23 protein-coding genes are annotated in these 18,973 nt (G+C 33.4%); 9 read left to right on the top strand and 14 right to left on the bottom strand.

Annotation, left to right across the window (positions count from 1 at the left end; translation table 11 throughout):
* Position 1: 1 nt before the first annotated feature.
* The 6 genes from IJL02_RS10015 to IJL02_RS09990 all read right to left on the bottom strand — a co-directional run bounded on the left by IJL02_RS10015 (position 2) and on the right by IJL02_RS09990 (position 5,463).
* Positions 2 to 1,144: a toxic anion resistance protein gene (locus IJL02_RS10015; protein WP_292815954.1), complete on the bottom strand. Its 1,143-nt coding sequence runs from the start codon at positions 1,142 to 1,144 to the stop codon at positions 2 to 4.
* A 9-nt stretch (positions 1,145 to 1,153) separates the two neighbouring features.
* A complete protein-coding gene (locus IJL02_RS10010; RefSeq protein ID WP_292815952.1) occupies positions 1,154 to 1,750 on the bottom strand; it encodes a zinc ribbon domain-containing protein in 597 nt (198 codons plus the stop codon).
* A gap of 9 nt (positions 1,751 to 1,759) precedes the next feature.
* The gene (locus IJL02_RS10005; RefSeq protein WP_292815950.1) at positions 1,760 to 2,674 is read right to left on the bottom strand and encodes a hypothetical protein; all 915 of its coding nucleotides are present in this window, start codon (positions 2,672 to 2,674) and stop codon (positions 1,760 to 1,762) included.
* A gap of 76 nt (positions 2,675 to 2,750) precedes the next feature.
* On the bottom strand, positions 2,751 to 3,194 hold the full coding sequence (gene dtd, locus IJL02_RS10000) for a D-aminoacyl-tRNA deacylase (protein WP_292815948.1): 444 nt from the start codon (positions 3,192 to 3,194) through the stop codon (positions 2,751 to 2,753).
* Between the two features lie 51 nt (positions 3,195 to 3,245).
* Entirely contained in the window at positions 3,246 to 4,493 is a 1,248-nt protein-coding gene (sstT, locus tag IJL02_RS09995) for a serine/threonine transporter SstT (protein ID WP_292815946.1), read from the bottom strand.
* Positions 4,494 to 4,512: 19 nt separating this feature from the next.
* Positions 4,513 to 5,463 carry a malate dehydrogenase gene (locus tag IJL02_RS09990; protein WP_292815944.1) on the bottom strand — a complete coding sequence of 317 codons (951 nt, stop codon included), beginning with the start codon at positions 5,461 to 5,463 and terminating at the stop codon, positions 4,513 to 4,515.
* Between the two features lie 96 nt (positions 5,464 to 5,559).
* Between IJL02_RS09990 and IJL02_RS09985 the strand changes: the two genes are divergently transcribed.
* Entirely contained in the window at positions 5,560 to 6,210 is a 651-nt protein-coding gene (locus IJL02_RS09985; RefSeq protein ID WP_292815942.1) for a hypothetical protein, read from the top strand.
* A 14-nt stretch (positions 6,211 to 6,224) separates the two neighbouring features.
* Here the strand turns inward: IJL02_RS09985 and IJL02_RS09980 are convergent, their stop codons facing one another.
* Positions 6,225 to 6,602, bottom strand: coding sequence for a zinc-ribbon domain-containing protein (locus IJL02_RS09980; RefSeq protein ID WP_292815940.1), 378 nt, complete (start codon positions 6,600 to 6,602; stop codon positions 6,225 to 6,227).
* Between the two features lie 103 nt (positions 6,603 to 6,705).
* Here IJL02_RS09980 and IJL02_RS09975 point away from each other — a divergent pair, with 103 nt between their 5' ends.
* Positions 6,706 to 7,506, top strand: a complete 801-nt coding sequence (locus IJL02_RS09975; protein ID WP_292815938.1) for an amidohydrolase family protein — start codon at positions 6,706 to 6,708, stop codon at positions 7,504 to 7,506.
* A gap of 4 nt (positions 7,507 to 7,510) precedes the next feature.
* Here IJL02_RS09975 and IJL02_RS09970 read toward each other — a convergent pair whose 3' ends face one another.
* Genes IJL02_RS09970 through IJL02_RS09960 form a run of 3 tightly spaced genes read right to left on the bottom strand, consistent with a single transcriptional unit; the run spans position 7,511 to position 9,664 of the window.
* The gene (locus IJL02_RS09970; RefSeq protein WP_292815936.1) at positions 7,511 to 7,927 is read right to left on the bottom strand and encodes an NUDIX domain-containing protein; all 417 of its coding nucleotides are present in this window, start codon (positions 7,925 to 7,927) and stop codon (positions 7,511 to 7,513) included.
* Between the two features lie 38 nt (positions 7,928 to 7,965).
* Entirely contained in the window at positions 7,966 to 8,967 is a 1,002-nt protein-coding gene (locus IJL02_RS09965; protein ID WP_292815934.1) for a GGGtGRT protein, read from the bottom strand.
* 4 nt (positions 8,968 to 8,971) lie between these two features.
* Positions 8,972 to 9,664, bottom strand: a complete 693-nt coding sequence (locus IJL02_RS09960) for an iron-sulfur cluster assembly scaffold protein (protein ID WP_292815931.1) — start codon at positions 9,662 to 9,664, stop codon at positions 8,972 to 8,974.
* A 133-nt stretch (positions 9,665 to 9,797) separates the two neighbouring features.
* Here IJL02_RS09960 and IJL02_RS09955 point away from each other — a divergent pair, with 133 nt between their 5' ends.
* Both IJL02_RS09955 and IJL02_RS09950 read left to right on the top strand, forming a co-directional pair.
* Positions 9,798 to 10,094, top strand: a complete 297-nt coding sequence (locus IJL02_RS09955; protein WP_292815929.1) for a putative quinol monooxygenase — start codon at positions 9,798 to 9,800, stop codon at positions 10,092 to 10,094.
* A 59-nt stretch (positions 10,095 to 10,153) separates the two neighbouring features.
* Positions 10,154 to 10,936 (top strand): NAD(+)/NADH kinase, encoded by a 783-nt coding sequence (locus tag IJL02_RS09950; protein WP_292815927.1) that lies wholly within the window; start codon positions 10,154 to 10,156, stop codon positions 10,934 to 10,936.
* Here the strand turns inward: IJL02_RS09950 and IJL02_RS09945 are convergent.
* Both IJL02_RS09945 and IJL02_RS09940 read right to left on the bottom strand, forming a co-directional pair.
* Positions 10,929 to 11,162 carry a 4Fe-4S binding protein gene (locus IJL02_RS09945; RefSeq protein ID WP_292815925.1) on the bottom strand — a complete coding sequence of 78 codons (234 nt, stop codon included), beginning with the start codon at positions 11,160 to 11,162 and terminating at the stop codon, positions 10,929 to 10,931. The genes IJL02_RS09950 and IJL02_RS09945 overlap by 8 nt on opposite strands.
* A gap of 44 nt (positions 11,163 to 11,206) precedes the next feature.
* The gene (locus tag IJL02_RS09940) at positions 11,207 to 11,749 is read right to left on the bottom strand and encodes a flavodoxin family protein (protein WP_292815923.1); all 543 of its coding nucleotides are present in this window, start codon (positions 11,747 to 11,749) and stop codon (positions 11,207 to 11,209) included.
* A gap of 76 nt (positions 11,750 to 11,825) precedes the next feature.
* Here IJL02_RS09940 and IJL02_RS09935 point away from each other — a divergent pair, with 76 nt between their 5' ends.
* The 3 genes from IJL02_RS09935 to IJL02_RS09925 all read left to right on the top strand — a co-directional run bounded on the left by IJL02_RS09935 (position 11,826) and on the right by IJL02_RS09925 (position 14,066).
* Positions 11,826 to 12,548: a PD-(D/E)XK nuclease family protein gene (locus IJL02_RS09935; RefSeq protein WP_292815921.1), complete on the top strand. Its 723-nt coding sequence runs from the start codon at positions 11,826 to 11,828 to the stop codon at positions 12,546 to 12,548.
* A gap of 112 nt (positions 12,549 to 12,660) precedes the next feature.
* On the top strand, positions 12,661 to 13,443 hold the full coding sequence (locus tag IJL02_RS09930) for a class I SAM-dependent methyltransferase (RefSeq protein ID WP_292815919.1): 783 nt from the start codon (positions 12,661 to 12,663) through the stop codon (positions 13,441 to 13,443).
* A gap of 83 nt (positions 13,444 to 13,526) precedes the next feature.
* Positions 13,527 to 14,066 carry an RNase H family protein gene (locus IJL02_RS09925; RefSeq protein ID WP_292815917.1) on the top strand — a complete coding sequence of 180 codons (540 nt, stop codon included), beginning with the start codon at positions 13,527 to 13,529 and terminating at the stop codon, positions 14,064 to 14,066.
* Positions 14,067 to 14,072: 6 nt separating this feature from the next.
* Here the strand turns inward: IJL02_RS09925 and IJL02_RS09920 are convergent, their stop codons facing one another.
* Positions 14,073 to 15,815 (bottom strand): Na+/H+ antiporter NhaC family protein, encoded by a 1,743-nt coding sequence (locus IJL02_RS09920; RefSeq protein WP_292815915.1) that lies wholly within the window; start codon positions 15,813 to 15,815, stop codon positions 14,073 to 14,075.
* 329 nt (positions 15,816 to 16,144) lie between these two features.
* Between IJL02_RS09920 and IJL02_RS09915 the strand changes: the two genes are divergently transcribed.
* Positions 16,145 to 16,669, top strand: coding sequence for a hypothetical protein (locus IJL02_RS09915; protein ID WP_292815913.1), 525 nt, complete (start codon positions 16,145 to 16,147; stop codon positions 16,667 to 16,669).
* A gap of 33 nt (positions 16,670 to 16,702) precedes the next feature.
* On the opposite strand, the gene IJL02_RS09910 is transcribed toward IJL02_RS09915, so the two are convergent.
* The gene (locus tag IJL02_RS09910) at positions 16,703 to 17,731 is read right to left on the bottom strand and encodes a hypothetical protein (RefSeq protein ID WP_292815911.1); all 1,029 of its coding nucleotides are present in this window, start codon (positions 17,729 to 17,731) and stop codon (positions 16,703 to 16,705) included.
* 147 nt (positions 17,732 to 17,878) lie between these two features.
* On the opposite strand from IJL02_RS09910, the gene IJL02_RS09905 reads away from it, so the two are divergent.
* Complete coding sequence (locus IJL02_RS09905; RefSeq protein ID WP_292815909.1) at positions 17,879 to 18,829, top strand: ketopantoate reductase family protein; 951 nt, start codon at positions 17,879 to 17,881, stop codon at positions 18,827 to 18,829.
* Positions 18,830 to 18,973 lie beyond the last annotated feature (144 nt).

Genomic DNA, 18,973 nt, shown 5'->3' with positions numbered 1-18,973 from the left:
ATTACTCAAGTAAACTGTTATTGCTTGTTTCTATTTTTTCAACAACTTTTTGGCCATCTTGAGCCATATCGGAGAACATATTAATTGTCTCTTTCATCTTAGGAAGAGCTTGCTGTTTATATGTGCTTACATCTTCGATAGCTTGAATGGCTTCTGCAAATGATGCTCTTAATACATCAGGTGATATCATTGCCTCTGCACTGTGTTTTTGTATTTCACTTCCTTGCTCTTTAAGCATATGGGAAGTTGTTTCAATGATGTTTTCTGTAGTTTCATTAAGTATATTGATTTTATCCATGACAAGTTTTTGATCATATAGTGCACTTGCAACCATTACTCCAGTTCTTAAGGCTGAAACAGTAACATTTTTAGCCCTGTTTACACCACGGATAAGCTCTTTGTTGTTTCTTCTAATAACATTCAATGATATGATACCTTGCTGGTTTACAACTATCATCTGTTGCATATCCATGATTCTTTGCCTTAATGGGAATAATATTTCTTCTTTTACGAAAGCTATTTTATCATCTTCAACACCGTTGATTTCTGCCTCCTGTATTTGTGCTTCAATTGATGCATCCATTTCTTTTCCAAGTTCAATGTCTGCAATTAACTTATTTGTGATTTCTCTTAAATATGTTTCCTCATTTAAAAGAGTAGTATTGTCGTTTTGAAGGACTTTGGCACTGTTATCAAGTGATTTGATAATGTTTGAAATGGCCACTTCAGCTTTTTCATATTTATCAAAGTATTTTCTTACAGGATTAAGCAAGTTTCCTAAAACACCTTTTTTAGCAAAATCGACTTTGCTTGGATCCAAATCCTTCATTTGTCTTTCAAGCTCGGATAACTTTTCACCAATATTTTCGGATTCCTTACCTCCTTTTGACAAGTCCACAACTTTTGTAGCCAACATTTCATTTCTGGAAGCTGAACGGGACATGTCTGTCATACCGAAGTTATCCAATGGTTTTAAGATACTTTCCCTTTCTTGAGGATTTTTTAAATCGGCTTCAAAAATTGCAGTGGCATTTTCATCTGCTCTGGATTTAATATTAGTGTTTTCCAACTTTTTTTCTTCCTCTTTTAAACTTGTTTCTACATCATTTTTAATTTCATCAATGTCTAATGAGAATTCTGCCATTTTATCACCTTAATTTAAATAATCTATTTTGCTTTTATCAATTTTCGAAGTAAAATTGTCTATGGTCTTACCATCTTTAATAATTTCAACATTAACATGATCAGGATTTGGTTTTTTATATGTAGTATAATGTCCAAAACTAAGTGCATAGTTACTGTCATAGTAAACGTTATCTAAAGTTTCGATTTCATAACCGATATCACTGCCATTTGCATCTACATAGGTCGTTTTGACATTATATCCTTTTAAATCTGAAGGAACCTTGTTAAATATTGCTTCAGTATATAACGTGTATGATTTTTTACTTGAACTGTCACCGTCCCATCCGTCAACTTCTGTGATTGTCAAATCTACTTCATGTTTGATTTCATCAACCGGTTCACTGCCATGTCCTCCGGACCCGAAACTGAGTATTATTGCAGCACCAACTATAACAACAACAGCTATGAGCACCAGAAATATTTTTCCATTGGTGAAAATATTATTTGAGTTATTTTTTGAAAATGTTTTGGAAGAATCTTTTTTGATAAAATCATGTCCGCAGTCAACACAGAAATGAGCATCATCCGGTACTTCCTTTCCACAGTTAGGACACACTTTTGTCATTTTAACCACCTAATATTCTTTAACAGAGTCAATTAAATTTTCCATATCATTCAATAAATTATTAACGTCATCTTCAGATTCATTTTCGGAACTGATGTTGATTACCAATTCATTTGTCAGCTCTTCAATTTGATCAATGATTGTTTTCATGTTGGTTATTTTATTGTCAAGTTCTTTTCTGATTCTTGGAGAATCCTCTACAGCCAGGTTTACTATATTGGTTGCTGAATCAACTTGAGTGTAAAATAAGTTATGGCAACTGTCAACCATTGCAATAAACTTATCATATGTGATTTGAGGAGGCTCAAATCGTTTTTTGATTAAATCACGAACCACACCCTCTTTAACATCAAACAATACTTTTAGATTATTGACTTCTCTTTCATATCCCTTAAGGGATTCAATTTGTTTTACTTCAACTTCATCATCTGAAACCTCCGGCTCTTTAGTGGCCTTTGGAATATCCGGTTTTGGCAACGGATGAAGTTTTTTAGGTTTGTATTCGTAATTTTTAATATTGAATATGTAATATGAATAGACTAATGGAAGTATAAATAAAATTAAGAGAATTATCATTAATAAAGTATTTTTTGCATGGATAATAGGTAATGCAACGCTTACTAAAAGGATATAGTACAGGCCAAAAATCCATGGAACGGATTCGTGAACCAAAAGGACATCTTCCATATTGCCCAAACCTCTGTTTAATCTAATTTTTGAAGCTGCTTTTGAATCTGGAGCATATTGCATTATCTCATCTTCAGTTAAAATACCTTCCTTCGGCTCAATAATGAATCTAACATCAGATAATGTTTCAACACAGCTTATAAGATTACCTTCACAGTCATAAGCCTTTGAATTTTTAAAGGTTAATGGTGTTGTTAACCTTTTTATTTCCTTATTTTTCAAAGTTCCGTTAGGCATTTTTTATATCTCCCATGTGTGTATATTATTAATATATCTATATTAAGTACTTTATTAAATTATTATAAAAGACTTTCTATTCTTCATATTCTTTTTCAAGTAAAATTGTAACAGGCCCATTATTCAGAAGGTCAACTTTCATAAATGCTCCAAATACACCAGTTTCGACATCTATATATTCCCCGCATTTTTCAGTGAAATAATCAAAGAGTTCTGTAGCCTTATCGGGTTTAAGGGCTCTGTGAAATGATGGTCTGTACTTTTTAACCTTGCCATATAATGTAAACTGGGGAACCAATAACAGTTTACCTCCAATGTCAATAACGGATTTGTTCATTTTTCCATTTTCATCCGGAAAAACTCTAAGTTTAGCTACTTTACGAGCCAAATAATCAGCTTCTTGTGTTGTATCATTTTCACCAAAGCCAACCAAAACCATTAACCCGTCATCAATTTTGCCTGTGATTTCACCTTCCACTTCCACACTGGCATTTGTAACTCTTTGAACTACAAGCTTCATTAGATTAACTCCAAAATAGTTTAAAAGAAATTGTGAGTAAATTATCACAATTTAACTTTTGTTTTTTGCAAATTCCCCCAGGAAATTCATAGGTTCTCCATTTTTCAAACGGTCATGATACTCCGCTGTTGCTGAAAACAAAGCATCTCCGGCAGAGTTTAATGCAGTTTCACAGGAATCCTGGATTACACCAATAATAAATCCTACAGCAACTGCTTGCATAGATACATCAGCACTTATTCCAAATAATGAACAAGCCATCGGAATAAGCAAAAGTGAACCTCCCGCCACTCCAGATGCTCCGCATGCACCGACTGTTGAAATAATGCAGAGAACAATTGTAACAGGCAGCGGAACTGAAATTCCCATAGTATGGCATACTGCAAGAGTCATGACTGTAATTGTGACAGCCGCTCCTTCCATATTGATTGTAGCACCTAACGGAATACTGATTGAAAAGAAATCTCTGTCCAATCCCAAACGTTCACATAACTGCATGTTGACCGGAATATTTGCAGCAGAGCTTCTTGAGAAAAATGCTGTTATACCACTTTCCCTTAAACATGTCAATACCAGAGGATATGGGTTACGCCTTAGGGCAAATGCTGAAATCAAAGGATCTGTTACAAAAGCAACAAATGCAATACAGCCAACAAGCAATAATATCAACTGACCATATTGAGTGAATATGCCGATTCCACTTTCAGAAACGGATTTAAATACCAATCCCATAATACCGAATGGAGCGCATTGTATAATTCCACGCACTACTGTTGTAACCGCATTTGCACAATCGGTTATAACATCTTTAGTAGTATCGCTTGCAACCATCTTAAGTGCAATACCGAATACTATAGACCAAAACAGTATTCCCAGATACTGGCCCTGGGACAATAAATCAATAGGATTTGAAAATACTGTCATAATCATATTATACATTACTTCACCGATACCGCCCGGTGCTGCAGCAGTACTTGCATTTGAAAGATGAATTGTAACCGGAAAGATTGTACTTGCTATAATTGCAACCATTGCAGATAGAAAAGTACTGAATAAATAAAGAATTATAACTGTTTTAAATCTACCCCCAATACCACTTCTGGCTTTTGAAATAGCTGAAGCTACCAAAACAAATACCAATAGTGGAGCAACTGCTTTAAGAGCACTTACAAACAAATCACCTGGAAAACCGATTATTGTCCATTGGGGAACCAATAATCCTAAAATAGCACCTATAATTAAACCAATAATAATTTTTAAAATAAGACTTGACTGAGTCCATTTGTCCACATATTTCATAAAATTTCCTCTAATTACTTTACTCATTAAGTGATTTTAAAACGTCTTCAGTTGTTTCTTTAACGACCTTTGCTGCCTGTTTAAATTCATGCAATTCAAAATCATTCATATGTAGAGGAACAATCATTGCAACACCTTTTTTAGATAAAACAACAGGTACACCTAAAGATACATCATAAACATCACCTATTTCACCATCAAGATATGATGAAACGGTTAAAACTTTATGGGTGTCAGTAATTATTGTTGAAACTAAGTTTGAAATAGCATATGATGGCCCATATTCTGTTGCGCCTTTTTTAGAAATTATAGTATTACCTGCTTTTTTAAGTCTGTTTACAAGACGGGGAACTTCCATATCAACTGCTTTAACGAAATATTTTAATGGGATACCGCCAATAGTGGTTGAACTCAAAAGAGGAACCATATGATCTCCATGTTCACCAACAACCCTAGTGTGGACTTCTGAACTGTTAATGTTAATCTGTCTTGAGAAATAGGCTTTAAGTCTTAGAGAATCCAAGTGATTTCCAACACCAATAACCTTTGATTTTTTAAATCCTGAAGCTTTATAGGCAACAGTTGTCATAACATCAACAGGATTTGTAGCTATTAAAATGATAGAATCAGGTGCATGAGCGGCAATTTGGCGAGAATACTCATTGACGATTTTGGCATTCGGAATAGCCAAATCCCGTCTGTTCATACCTTCCTCACGAGGAATTCCAGCAGTAATCAGTACAATCGCCGAATCCTTTAAATCCTCATAGTCTGAAGAAGGTGTTAAAGTACAATCTATATCCTCAGCAGCAAGAGCATCATACATATCAAATGATTCACCTCTAGCCTTTTCAACACTTTCGGGTCTTGCGAATAACACGATTTCATCAACGGTATCAGCACGCGCTAGTGTAAATGCAACGTTTTTTCCGATAATTCCAGTTGATCCCATAATGCTTACTTTAACCATATTCTACTATTAGTAATTTTAAATAAAAATAACTTACTATATCCAATAGTTTTATATCATTGAAACAAATTAATTATATATAAAATAGGTGATATCATGGCAGAAGAAGAGCTTAAACTTGAAACAAAATGTTATGATGCAAATGAATATGGATATCTCTATGGATTAAATAAAAAGATACCTGATGAGGAATTTGAAAAAGTAAAGCCATATTTCAGAAAATTCAAAAGAATGGACTTTGTGGAAGGTAATGTTCAGGTAACCGGCCGGCCTGAAGGATGGAGATGTTTGGAAAAGGATGTCTCAAAAGTAGAAGAAATACTTGGCATAACAAACACCTTAGAAAAAAGGCAGAATAAGGTTAAAGAGGCTTTTGCAGACCCTGTCAAAAAAGCAAACCTTAAAGAAAAATCCTATGAATGGTTAACCATGCTCTTTCAGCGAACAGGAACAAGACCAAAACAGGACTTATCCAGATTAGTTATTCATTCTACTAAAATGTATGACCCTCAGGACAGCTTTAAAAATGGATATGAAAATGGAGAAGGAGAACTGTTCATATATACTCCGCATGGAATGTGGTACATTATTAACAACAGCGGTGAATTTTCAGATGATTCCATTAATAATGTAAAAACAGTTAATGGTGGAGCCATTGGTCATAGGTTAATGTATGATGATTTAATAGACAGACTGATAAGAATCTATACTGAAGAAAATGAATATAGCGGTGAAAAGTTATATTAATTTCACTTCTTTTTTTAATTTAAAAATCTATCTATTAACAAACCAGTAATAAAACCAAGCACATATACTGGAATTGCAAAAATTAATCCGAATACTATTGCTACTATGATAACTACGAAAAATGAAACTGTTGTTGATCCTTGAAAAATACCAAAGAGAAACATTAGAATGAATACTGCAATACTTATTGATTTTGATTTTGCAAATCTCAATTCATTTGTACGTCTATCGGTTTTATAGAACAATTTTATTACAATAGATTCATCTTTTACGTGGCTAAGTTTTGATTCAGCTGTTTTTTGTGGTTTTTGGCTGTTTAAATCATGCCCGCAATTACGGCAAAATAGCGCTTCATCTATGTTTTCATAACCACAACTCGGACAGTTTTTCATATTAGCATATTTGTGGATAATATGTTAAAAAGTTAAGTGTTCATTAATATATTTATATTTTCAAAATCAAAATATTATTTAGATTAATAGGTGGTTTAATTATATGCAAAAACTTGTAAACGCACATTGTCATATTTATCCGGAAAAAATAGCAGATAAAGCAGTAATGGGAATTAGAGACTTTTATGATTTGGATATGTCCCTAAATGGTAAATTGGATGATTTATTAAGGGACGGAAATCAGGTTGGAGTAACACATTACCTTGTTCATTCAGTTGCAACAACACCAAAACAGGTCAAATCAATTAATGAATTTATTGCTGAATCTGTAAATGCCTATCCAGATTTATTTACTGGTTTTGGAACATTACACCCAGACAGTGATGATATACAAGGAGATTTTGACTATCTAATTGAACTTGGCCTTAAAGGAGTTAAACTGCACCCGGATTTCCAACAGTTTGCCATGGACGATGAGCGCGCATTCAGGATTGGTGAAGTTGTAAGTAACGGTAAAGTTCCTATGCTTGTTCATTGTGGAGATTTCAGATACAGTTATTCAAATCCGGAACAGATTAAACCATTTTTAGAAAAATTTCCTGACATTACATTTATAGGAGCTCATTTTGCAGGTTGGAGCATGTGGCAGGAAGCTACACAAAAACTGGCAGGAACACCGAACCTTTATGTTGATTTAAGTTCCAGTCTTTACGATTTAAGTCCTGAAACCGCACTTGATTTAATTCATGCTTATGGTGCTGATAGGGTTTTATGGGGTACAGACTATCCAATGTGGGATTCCAAAAGTGAAATGGAATACTTCAATAAAATAGATTTGACTGAAGAAGAAAGAGAGCTTATAATGTATAAAAATGCATCTAAACTTTTAGGGCTTGATTATTAAGTTCCTATTTTTTAAATGCCCTTACTGCAGCTATTGCAAGCTGATTGTTATCAATCATTTCACAGACTTCTTTTTTTGTAAACCACCCATAGTCATCGTGCTCTTCACTTATTGTAACTTCATCTGTTGAGCAGCTTACTTTCATTATTAATTGTATCGATCTGATTTCCTCATTGGTTTTGCATGCAGTATAATTTCTCTGAATAACATTATAAAGGGATTCAACTTCAACATCTAGACCTGTTTCCTCTTTGTATTCACGTTTTAAAGCAGCATCAAAAAACTCGCCTTTTTTGACTTTGCCTCCGGGAATTTCCCATAAACCTGCATCATGAGATGATTTTGATCTTATTTTTAAAAGAAGAATTTTTCCATTATGCTCGCAAATTCCTTTTGCTGCCAATCCCCACATATTTGACATATTATCACTAAAAAAAGAATTTAAAGGGAATAACTCCCTTATTTTTTCATTGCCTTTTCTACTGCTACAGCAACTGCAACAGATGCACCAACCATAGGGTTATTACCCATACCTATTAGTCCCATCATTTCCACGTGAGCCGGTACTGATGATGAACCTGCAAATTGGGCATCGGAGTGCATTCTACCCATAGTATCTGTCATACCATAGGATGCTGGTCCTGCAGCCATGTTGTCTGGGTGCAAGGTTCTTCCGGTTCCCCCTCCTGATGCAACTGAGAAGTATTTTTTGCCTTGTTCTAGGCATTCTTTTTTATAAGTTCCAGCAACAGGATGTTGGAAACGTGTAGGGTTGGTTGAATTACCGGTTATAGATACATCAACGCCTTCCAAATGCATGATTGCTACACCTTCACGTACATCATCTGCACCGTAGCATCTGACTTTTGCACGTTCTCCATCGGAGTAGGCTTTTTCTTTTACGACTTTCACTTCTCCTGTAAAGTAATCAAATTCAGTTTCTACATGGGTGAATCCGTTAATTCTGGAAATTATTAATGCAGCATCCTTACCAAGACCGTTTAAAATAACTCTTAACGGTTTAGCTCTTACTTCATTTGCAGAGTTGGCAATTCCAATAGCTCCTTCTGCAGCTGCAAAACTTTCATGGCCTGCAAGGAATGCAAAACATTCACTTTCATCACTTAAAAGCATTGAAGCAAGATTACCATGACCAAGACCTACTTTTCTGTCATCAGCTACACTTCCAGGAATACAGAATGCCTGAAGTCCTTCACCAATTGCTTTAGCAGCATCGGAAGCTTTCACACAACCAGTTTTAACAGCAATTGCAGCTCCAAGTGTGTAAGCCCAGCATGCATTTTCAAAACAAATAGGCTGGACCCCTTTTACAATTTCATATGGGTCAAAACCTTTGTCAAGACAAATCTGTTTTGCCTCTTCAAGGTCTTTTATATCATATTTTTCTAAAACAGGAATGATTTGATCGATTCTTCTTTCATAACTTTCAAATAAACTCATATTATCACTCCTTTCTAGGGTCTATTTTTTTAGCCGCATCATCGAATCTTCCGTATTGACCTCTAGCCTTTTCAATAGCTTCAAGAGGATCAACACCATCTTTGATGAAGTCCAACATTACACCTAAGTTAATGTATTTATATCCTATAATTTCATTGTCTTCGTCAAGGCCGATTTCAGTAATGTAACCTTCAGTTAACTCCAAATATCTTGGACCTTTCTCTTTTGTTGAATAAATTGTTCCTACTTGGCTTCTGTGACCTTTACCTAAATCTTCAAGTCCCGCACCAATTTGAAGACCGCCTTCTGAAAATGCAGATTGGGTTCTTCCGTAAACAATCTGTAAGAATAATTCACGCATTGCTGTGTTGATTGCATCACAAACCAAATCTGTGTTTAATGCTTCAAGGATTGTTTTTCCAACTAAAATTTCACCGGCCATTGCCGCTGAATGAGTCATACCAGAACAACCTAATGTTTCAACCAATGCCTCTTCAATAATACCCTCTTTAACATTCAGTGTTAATTTACAGCATCCTTGTTGAGGTGCACACCATCCTATACCATGAGTAAAACCAGAAATGTCTGTAATCTGTTTTGCTTTTACCCATTTGCCCTCTTCAGGGATTGGAGCAGGGTCATGATTAGCACCTTTTCGAACCGGACACATATTTTCTATCTCAGTTGAATATATCATTATTTTTCTCCAAAATTTTTTGCTGATTAATTATATCTGTTTTTTTATTAATGTAGTTTTTGAAAAAAAATTATAGAATAACTTTAATAATATGAAAATATAATTAATCTTATCAAATACTAGGTGAGTAGTTATGGATTTCATTTTAGTTCTAGCAAAAATCGAACCTAAAGAAGGTTGTCAAGACAGTATTATTGAAGTTGCAGATGATTTGATTTTTGAAACTTTGCAAGAAGAAGGTAATATTGATTATCAATTGTTACAACCTTTAGAAGGTGACAGTTTGACATTTGTTGAAAAATGGGAGTCTTTAGATGCTCTTAAAAGACATATGGCTTCCCCTCACTTTTTAAACTTCGGTGAAGAGACTGAAGAATTTGTTGAAAATATGACTATTCAAGTTATAGGTGCTGATGAAATCAGCCTATAATTCTATTTTTTTACATAAACATTAAAAAATATAATATTTCTGAAATACATAGTATTATCATGAAAATATTCATCAACACAGACAATATTAAAAAAATAACCTCCAGAGTCCATGATTCAATTTTTGAAATTTCTAAAAGTTTAGATATTGATGTTGTGGATAATATCAAAAAAGCAGACATTATTATTTCCATTGGAGGCGATGGAACATTTCTCAAATCAGCAAGAATATCTTCTGGAAAACCTATTGTTGGAATTAACACAGGAACATTAGGTTATCTTACTGAAATTTCACCTAAAAAAATTAAACAGTCATTAGATGATATTAAAAATGGAAACTATCATATTGAAGAGCGAATGATGGTGGAAGGTGAAATAACCAAACCCAACGGAGAAACTGTTAAAATTCCCGAAAGTCTAAATGAAATTGCCATCTCCAAAAATACATTTGGTGTTGTAAGATTTGATGCCACAGTCAATGGAAAACTAATCAATTCATATACTGCAGACGGCATTCTTGTATGTACTCCAACAGGTTCAACTGCCTATAATCTATCCTGCGGAGGGCCAATTGTCGATCCGACTGCACATATAATAACATTGACTCCTATAGCACCACATACAGTAATTAACAGAAGCATAATATTGTCAGATGACTCCACTGTAGAAATCAAAATCACTGAAATCAGAGAAAACACCAATTCATATGTATTATACGACGGAAAACCCATTGAAGTATTTAATGGTGATGTAATTAAGATAAAAAAATCAGACAAGATTACTAAAATCATTAAATTAGAAAACAGAAGCTTTATCGATAATATTCGTGAAAATATCAGTTGACTGTAATGCAATCGTTCGGACAGATTGCCATACATACCTTACAGCTTTTGCAAACCTGAGGGTCACGAACTGATGAAACTCCATCAACAATAATCAGTACATTGTTCGGACATGCAATTGTGCATTTCTCGCATGCATCACAATCATCTGTGTTAATGTCAATGTGAGATTCTATGATTTCCTCTTTTTTGTCTTTATTTCTTTTAAAAAGTGAACCTAAACCCATTTCAATACCACAAAAATATAAAAAAATAAAAGTTTTAAATTAAATTAAAACTTTTTACCTAATTCATAAGCTTCTTTAAGCTTATCTTCTTGCTCTTCAGCTACAATACCTGCAGGGCCTGCTGAGCCTGCATCAATATGTCCAATCACATCATATCCCATAAATGTGAATGGTGAGAATTTGGTAAGCTCAATGTAGTCTGCATAGGTTCCTTCAGGTTGGTTTTCTGTAAATATCAATGCAGCTTTTCCGGATAAGCTTTTATCAGGGTTTTGACCTATTGAATAGAAACGATCAATGATTAATTTTCCTTGTGCTGACATTTGTCCGTAATAGATAGGTGTTGCAAAGATTACACCGTCAGCTGCAACAAGATCATCAAGGATTTTGTTACCATCATCTGCCCTTACACATTCCGGATGCTCAGCACAATACATGCATGCTTTACATGGAGCGATTTCACAGCCTTCAAGGAAGTATTTAACAACTTCTCCGCCGTTTTCTTCAATACCTTTTATCATTTCATCCATCAATACGTCACAGTTTCCGCCTTTTCTAGGACTTGCTTGTAATGCTATAATTTTCATTTAACTACTCTCCAATGTTTAATTATTAATATTTTAATTGATTAAATATATAAATCTATTATACAAAAATATTACTATGAGATTGTCTAAATCAAAAGTGAATACTTATCTTAAATGTCCAAAGGAATTTAAATTTCAGTATATTGATGAAATTCCATCAAAACCAAACAAGTACATGTCACTTGGAAGTGATGTTCATCTGATTGCTGAGAAATTCACAGACAAATTTGAAGACAATTTAGACGGTATTGACATTCAAAATGAATTGATTGAAATTGCAAGGGATTTGGATATCGGATATGGTCTGGATGAACACATTGACAATTTAGCTAAATTTTTTAATGAAGTATTCGTTGAAAATAATTATAAATTCCATTCTAATGAAGAATACTTGATTGACAAAAAGCATCGCTTTTCAGGGATTTGCGATATTATATTGGAAGATGAAAATGGACATTTGGTTGTTATTGATTATAAAACAAGCAATTCAAGTTCCTTTTCCAAATATCGCCTAGAATTGTGTTACTATAAATTGCTTGTTGAAAATGTATATCACAAGCCGGTTTCTGCAGTTGGAGTATTTTTTACAAAAAATGGCCGTCTGAGGCTTTTGGATGTATGTGAAGAGGAAAACAAACGTAAATACTTAAGCTATTGTGAGATTGATGAAGCCATCGATACAATGTATGATGTTCGCGATAAAATTAACAGGAAAGAATTTCCGGCAAAAAAGCAGTATTTATGCAGATACTGCACCTACAAAAAGCTTTGTGAAGATGAATTTTACTTTTTCAGATAATAGTAAATTTAATTATTTTTTTAAATATATAAAAATTTAGGCATACCTAAAAATTTATATATTGCTCCATACAATTATTACATAAAACAAAATAACTCATGGAGGAAAAGTTATGAATTTAGAAGGCGTAGAAAAAACCATGCTTTTGACATTATTTGCAAAAGCACAGCACTCACAAGAAAAAAACCACAAATTCTATGATAAGAAGGCAATAGAAGTCATATCCAAAATAGATTATGATTTCACACTTGCAAATAAAGATAGAAAAATGAAAATGGGAGTAATCGGAAGGACAATCGTGCTTGATGATATGGTGTCTGATTACATTAAAAAACATCCGCACTCAACTATAATTAATATTGCATCAGGAATGGATACAAGATTCAACAGACTCGACAACGAATTGATTAGATGGTATAATGTTGATTTGGAAAACTCAGCTAAATTCAGACTCAGATATATAGAAGACCATGAAAGAGTAAAAACTTTAGCCTACTCTGCAATGGATGAAAAATGGACCCATGAAATTAAAATAGAAAGCGGTAATGTGCTAATAATAATTGAAGGTCTGACAATGTATCTGCAGGAAAAGGACGTTTCAGATATATTGGAAATAATTAATAGTAACTTCAGAAATTGTACAATATTCATGGAAATGATGCCGCCAACATCTGTTGAAAAGACTAAAGAAATATCTGTTGAAGAAACCAATTCAGAATTTACATGGGGCCTTCAAAAAGGATATGAACTGCTAGATTTAAATCCTAACTTCAAATGGATTTGTGACGTTAACCTATTTGACGGAGTAAACAAATATAAACCTGTTACAAAACTGTTTACATGGATTCCTGCCATTAGAAATAGGATGGATTATATAGCAGTTTTAGAAAAATAATTATGTTACATTTAGTATATCTTTTAACTAAAGTAATTTGAAAATTAGTATATCTAAGAAAATCAAATAATTGAGGTTAAAAGATGACTAAATATATTTACTATACCGATGGCGCAGCAACAATGATTAAGAAAAATGGCCAATATCTCCGGGAAGCCGGAGGTTGGGCATTTCTAACTCTTAAAGATAATGAAATCATATCCAAACAATCAGGAGGATGTCCTCTGACAACCAACAATGAAATGGAACTGTATGCGATATATGCATCACTTAGAGATTTCATTGATAATTATAGTTCCAATGACAGTATAGAAATCTGCTCCGATTCTGGTTATTGCATTGACATATTCACCAAATGGGCAAAAAACTGGAAAAAGAAAGGTTGGAAGAAATCCGACGGAAAGCCAATCAAAAATTTAGAAATTATTAAAGAAACATATAATTTAATTGATCAAACTGATGATTTAAAATTCACTAAAGTTAAAGGACATTCATCAGACAAACTCAACCGTGAAGTCGATGAACTTGCAGTTAATGCAAAAATCAATGCTAAAAAAACAGGAAAAACAATAGGTTACAATAATAAACCTGATAAACTTTTAGGAACAAAAAAAGAAAAATAAAAGAAGTTATGAGGCTTCACCCTCAACTTCATCAAAATCTACTTTTTCACCAAGCAGTTTAAGTCCGATAAACATTACAACTACACCGACAGGGATAGAGATGTACCAAGGGATTCCTAATCCTGCTGGGATGTAACCGATAAATATTGCTACACATGCAACAAATATTGCATAGTAGATTTGTGTTTGAACGTGATCAATATGGTTACAGCTTGTTCCCATAGAGGATAGAATTGTTGTATCTGAAATCGGTGAACAGTGGTCTCCGAAAATAGCTCCGGTCAGCACACCACTTGTACAGACAATTGTAAAGTTCATATCACCTGTACTTACAGCCCAAGCCAAAGGAATTGCCAAAGGCATTAAGATACTCATTGTACCGTATGCTGTACCTGTTGCAAATGAAATCAATGCACCTAAGATGAAAATAAGTGCAGGTACAATAAATTGAGGTATTGTATTACTTAAAACACCCACTAAATAATCAGCAGTACCTACTTCACCGATAACTCCACCTAAGGACCATGCTAGAAGAAGGATTACACCAGTAATAACAATAGTTTTCATACCCCCAATCCACTCGGTGATAGCATCTTCGAGTTTGAGGATTTTTTGACCTACTGCCATTACAATTGCAACAATGGAAGCTAAAAGTGCAGCTTGGAAAAGTGCTACGGATGCATCGGATTGTGAAAGAGCTGTAAATATACCATTGAATGATAATGGGGAAGATTGCATAATAGCAATAAGAGCTTGGTCTTCTCCACCTAAAATGGTAGTGTATCCGCTCCAGTAGAATGCAATAAGTGCTCCTACAATCAGAGTACCAATTGGAATAATAGCATTCCAAACGGAGAGTTTAATTCCTTCCACTGGTTTGACTTCATCAAAACCAGGTGCTTCAGGGACAACAATTTCTTCATTATCTTTTCTGGCACGTGCAGCTTGTTCTGCTTTTTTCATTGGACCGAATTCATATAATGTAATTGCGGAAATTACAATGAAAAGTAAAATAAATATGTTATAGAATCTGTAAGGAATTGTTTGTAAAAATATTCCAAAACCAGTTACGTTAGTTGCTCCAACAGACTGGAAACCAGCAGCAATTAAACTTATTTCCAATCCAATCCAGGTGGAAATAATTGCAATACCAGCAACAGGAGCTGCAGTTGCGTCTACTACAAATGCTAATTTTTCTCTGGATACTTTGAGTTTATCCATAACAGGTCTCATAATAGGACCGACAATTAATGAGTTTGCATAATCGTCGAAGAAAACACATAATCCTAATATCCAAGTGAATAACTGTGCTTTTCTAGGAGTGTCAGCTCTTTTTGCAAATGCATCTGCAAGAGCTTTAGCCCCACCCATTTTAGTTACTAACTGGATGATACCTCCAATAAGCAAACATTGAAGAATAATTCCTGCATTCCAAGGATCAGCCATACAAGAAATTATCTGTGAACCCATTTGTAAAAAAGCATTGATTGCTGTGCTAATAATGTTTAAGTCATTAACACATAGCATAAATTCCCCAACAAATACACCGATGAACAGGGAAACAATTGTTTCTTTTGTAATGAATGCTAAACCGATTGCCACAAGAGGTGGTAAAAGGGTTAAAATTCCAAAACGAACAGCATTGTCTTCACCAGGTGGAATTTGGGAAATCCATAAAGATAATACGAAAAGAGCTATTATTGAAATAGCTGCTATTAAACCTAATTTCATATTGTCGTTTATATTCATAATCACACCATAAATTCCTATAATTATTATTTTTGAATTAAAAAGTTAATAATAATTCATTATAATATATCTAATTTGTTTTATTTAAATATTTATTAAAAAATTATGATTTTTTTCAATTGTTGAATAATACCTTCGGTTATATTGAAATTATTTTAGATGTATATTTTTCTAGACAATATCTGAAAAATGAAACGTAGTAAATGAAAAACGAACATAAAATTATATGTTTAAGGTATGTTTTTTAGTGAAAAATCAAAAGGTTCATTAAAAATAGTGTTAACTTATTTATAGTTTAAATTAGAAATGGTTAGTTAGGTGAATAAATAATGAAAAGACTTTATGCATTATTAGTAATTTTAATTATTCTCTATATTGGAATTAATGTCGGTGCAAATAATTTAAATTTAACCGGTTCTGATGCTAATGTTGCAAATGATACAGGCACTGTTGAATTAGGTGATAGCGGTTTTCCAAAATTAGATAACTTCACCGACACCAAAGTTAATGATACAGCAATGAATTATGTTGATTCCAATAACATGACTATTTCAGTTAATAAGATTGATAACGGTCAGGATATTTCCAGTATAGCAGGTAATACCTATAACTCAGGTGGTTTCACATCAAACCAAACTATTGATCAAAATGGTGTTACAACATACTTCTTATATAGGGAAGGTGTAGATTCTTACGATTCAGACATCTACTTTAATATAAATAACCAAAATTACTTAATTAGCGGAAACGGAATCAGTTATGAAAACAGTGATTATTTCATAAATCATTGTAAAAGTATCATCGATGCATTAAACAACAATAATAACGATTCAGGTAAATTAAGCCGCTGGTAGGATAATACTAATTATCCTCTATTTTTATTTTTTTTAATCTGATTCACCAGAATTATAATTCAAATTAATCCCGCAGAAATGGCAATATTTATCATGATTGTCTACCGGCATTTTGCAATGAGGGCACTTGTCAGTATGGGATTTGATAGTTACATCCTTATTTTCATCAAACAGATAAGCCAGTCTTATTAAAAGAGATTCCTTTAAAATTTTTCCTTCTTCATACTCTTCAATCATTTGCTGTTTTATCTCAAATGCCTTATCATAAGTTACATGAGCATCATCAATAAGTGATTCTATGTAATATGAAAATTCGTTTTCAACACCTACTATCTCTTCAATGGAATATGATTTGACCGGAAGATTTTCTTCCAGATTGCGGACGGCATTCTTTATTTCAACATCGTTTTTAATGAAAAACTCTCTGATTTCATCAAGATACTCTTCATTCATTTCATCTCTTGCGCTAAGACAGTCATGATGGATAATATCATAATTCAGAGGACTGCTGTATGCAATTACACCTTCATCGATATCTAGAAAATGAATGCTTGCAGACATTTTCAAATCGTAAAAATGTGTTGACAACTCTTCTGATGACTTATATTCATGATTTGAAAGCACATGGTCTCCTGGTATTATAAATTCAAGAGAACTTGCAACCAGACTGTCGCTAATCTTTTCTGCAAGACCATATCTTATGAGAAGCTCAACAACAAGTCTTGTGGGCTCGACTATGCTGGGCTTGTTATATTCAACCATGGTTTTTTTAAGTTCTTTCAAAAACAGATTGTTTCCGCGAAATTCCGGCAGCACATAGATATTGTTTAAGGCTGCTGTAATAAATTGCCTTGAAAAATCATAAGAGCAGAATCCCACAATCTTACTGTCAAAAACCAGTTCCTTAAAGAGATTACACTCATGTGCTTTTAGAATAATTCCTTCTTTTTTTATTGCATCATGTATATAATCGTAGTTACTTTTTAGAATATCATCTACGTCAAGTGTTTTTTCACTTAAATATACCTTCTGAGTGTTTTGCGGCCTGATTAAATAATCCATAATAATCCTCTAAAATTAAGAAATAAAAAATTTAGACATACCTAAATTTCATAATTTAATTAAAGATTTAATTATTTATAAATCTTTTGTTAGAAAACTGAAAACAAATATAACTCACAAAAAACAATATGCAAATGAGGATTCAAAATGAATATTTTAGTTATAGGTGCCGGAGCAGTTGGAATTGGAATTGCAAGTTCACTTTTAAGTCAGAACGCAAATGTTTCAATATTTGCAAGAGGAGAAACTGCAAAGGCAATTAAGGAAAACGGAATTAAAAGAACAGGATTATTTGAACACTATTCTTTTTCTAAAGATGAGATTGATGTATATGAAAGATATAGCGAAATGCCGAAAAATGCCTTTGATTATGTATTCATCACTTCAAAAACAACAGTTAATTACGAAATATCCGAAAATCTAAATAACCATAAATCCATTTTAAAGGAAAACTTCAAGATTATAATTTTCCAAAACGGATTCGGAAACGATGAACCATACTTAAGGTTTTTTGACAAATCAGAAGTGTTTTCAGCAAGACTCATAACCGGTTTTACACGCCCCGAAAGACATATCAGTGAAGTGACTGTCTACACAGAACCAATTTTAATCGGATCACTTCAAAAAGAGGATCCCTCACATTTGCAGGTTATTGCAGACATGATAACATCATCAGGGATTAAATGTGAAATTACATATGAAGTTGATAAGTACCTTTGGGCAAAAATGTTATACAACTGCGCGTTGAACCCATTAAGTGCAATTTTAGATGTGCCGTACGGAAAATTAACCGAAAACGAATATACAAAAGAGATGATGAACAGCATCATTGATGAAATATTTAACGTAATAAAAGCAAGCGGTTATGAAACCCTTTGGGATTCATCAGATGATTATAAGGATTTGTTCTACTCCAAACTTGTTCCCGACACATATAATCATTATTCATCAACACATCAGGATATTAAAAGGAAAATAAAAACTGAAATTGATTCCCTTAACGGCAAGGTAATAAGGTTAGGTGAGAACAATAACGTTGATGTAAGTACAAATAAAATTATCTATAACCTAATCAAAGCTATTGAAAGTAACTTTTGATAACCTAATCGATACTAAAACTTTATATATGTGGAAAATCTATATAGTATTGTTCATATTGTTATATACTATTTTTTTATAATATGAACAATGGTGATGGTTGAAATGAGCATTCGCTTGTATTCCTTTAGTGGTGTTTAGGAA

Origin of the sequence: Methanobrevibacter sp., assembly GCF_017427765.1 — an archaeon.
Taxonomy (GTDB): Archaea; Methanobacteriota; Methanobacteria; order Methanobacteriales; family Methanobacteriaceae; genus Methanocatella.
Note: the sequence above shows the minus strand (reverse complement) of the source record. Positions and strands in the feature narration are given on the sequence as shown.

Bases quoted from the DNA above. Each gene is read 5' to 3' on its own strand.
- IJL02_RS09940 (WP_292815923.1), bottom strand. From the start codon at position 11,749: ATGAAAATTATAGCATTACAAGCAAGTCCTAGAAAAGGCGGAAACTGT.
- sstT (WP_292815946.1), bottom strand. From the start codon at position 4,493: ATGAAATATGTGGACAAATGGACTCAGTCAAGTCTTATTTTAAAAATT.
- IJL02_RS09920 (WP_292815915.1), bottom strand. From the start codon at position 15,815: ATGAATATAAACGACAATATGAAATTAGGTTTAATAGCAGCTATTTCA.
- IJL02_RS09975 (WP_292815938.1), top strand. From the start codon at position 6,706: ATGCAAAAACTTGTAAACGCACATTGTCATATTTATCCGGAAAAAATA.
- IJL02_RS09910 (WP_292815911.1), bottom strand. From the start codon at position 17,731: ATGGATTATTTAATCAGGCCGCAAAACACTCAGAAGGTATATTTAAGT.
- IJL02_RS09985 (WP_292815942.1), top strand. From the start codon at position 5,560: ATGGCAGAAGAAGAGCTTAAACTTGAAACAAAATGTTATGATGCAAAT.
- IJL02_RS10005 (WP_292815950.1), bottom strand. From the start codon at position 2,674: ATGCCTAACGGAACTTTGAAAAATAAGGAAATAAAAAGGTTAACAACA.
- IJL02_RS09930 (WP_292815919.1), top strand. From the start codon at position 12,661: ATGAATTTAGAAGGCGTAGAAAAAACCATGCTTTTGACATTATTTGCA.
- IJL02_RS09980 (WP_292815940.1), bottom strand. From the start codon at position 6,602: ATGAAAAACTGTCCGAGTTGTGGTTATGAAAACATAGATGAAGCGCTA.
- IJL02_RS09905 (WP_292815909.1), top strand. From the start codon at position 17,879: ATGAATATTTTAGTTATAGGTGCCGGAGCAGTTGGAATTGGAATTGCA.
- IJL02_RS09955 (WP_292815929.1), top strand. From the start codon at position 9,798: ATGGATTTCATTTTAGTTCTAGCAAAAATCGAACCTAAAGAAGGTTGT.
- IJL02_RS09990 (WP_292815944.1), bottom strand. From the start codon at position 5,463: ATGGTTAAAGTAAGCATTATGGGATCAACTGGAATTATCGGAAAAAAC.
- IJL02_RS10010 (WP_292815952.1), bottom strand. From the start codon at position 1,750: ATGACAAAAGTGTGTCCTAACTGTGGAAAGGAAGTACCGGATGATGCT.
- IJL02_RS10015 (WP_292815954.1), bottom strand. From the start codon at position 1,144: ATGGCAGAATTCTCATTAGACATTGATGAAATTAAAAATGATGTAGAA.
- IJL02_RS09950 (WP_292815927.1), top strand. From the start codon at position 10,154: ATGAAAATATTCATCAACACAGACAATATTAAAAAAATAACCTCCAGA.
- IJL02_RS09965 (WP_292815934.1), bottom strand. From the start codon at position 8,967: ATGAGTTTATTTGAAAGTTATGAAAGAAGAATCGATCAAATCATTCCT.
- IJL02_RS09915 (WP_292815913.1), top strand. From the start codon at position 16,145: ATGAAAAGACTTTATGCATTATTAGTAATTTTAATTATTCTCTATATT.
- IJL02_RS09970 (WP_292815936.1), bottom strand. From the start codon at position 7,927: ATGTCAAATATGTGGGGATTGGCAGCAAAAGGAATTTGCGAGCATAAT.
- IJL02_RS09935 (WP_292815921.1), top strand. From the start codon at position 11,826: ATGAGATTGTCTAAATCAAAAGTGAATACTTATCTTAAATGTCCAAAG.
- dtd (WP_292815948.1), bottom strand. From the start codon at position 3,194: ATGAAGCTTGTAGTTCAAAGAGTTACAAATGCCAGTGTGGAAGTGGAA.
- IJL02_RS09925 (WP_292815917.1), top strand. From the start codon at position 13,527: ATGACTAAATATATTTACTATACCGATGGCGCAGCAACAATGATTAAG.
- IJL02_RS09960 (WP_292815931.1), bottom strand. From the start codon at position 9,664: ATGATATATTCAACTGAGATAGAAAATATGTGTCCGGTTCGAAAAGGT.
- IJL02_RS09945 (WP_292815925.1), bottom strand. From the start codon at position 11,162: ATGGGTTTAGGTTCACTTTTTAAAAGAAATAAAGACAAAAAAGAGGAA.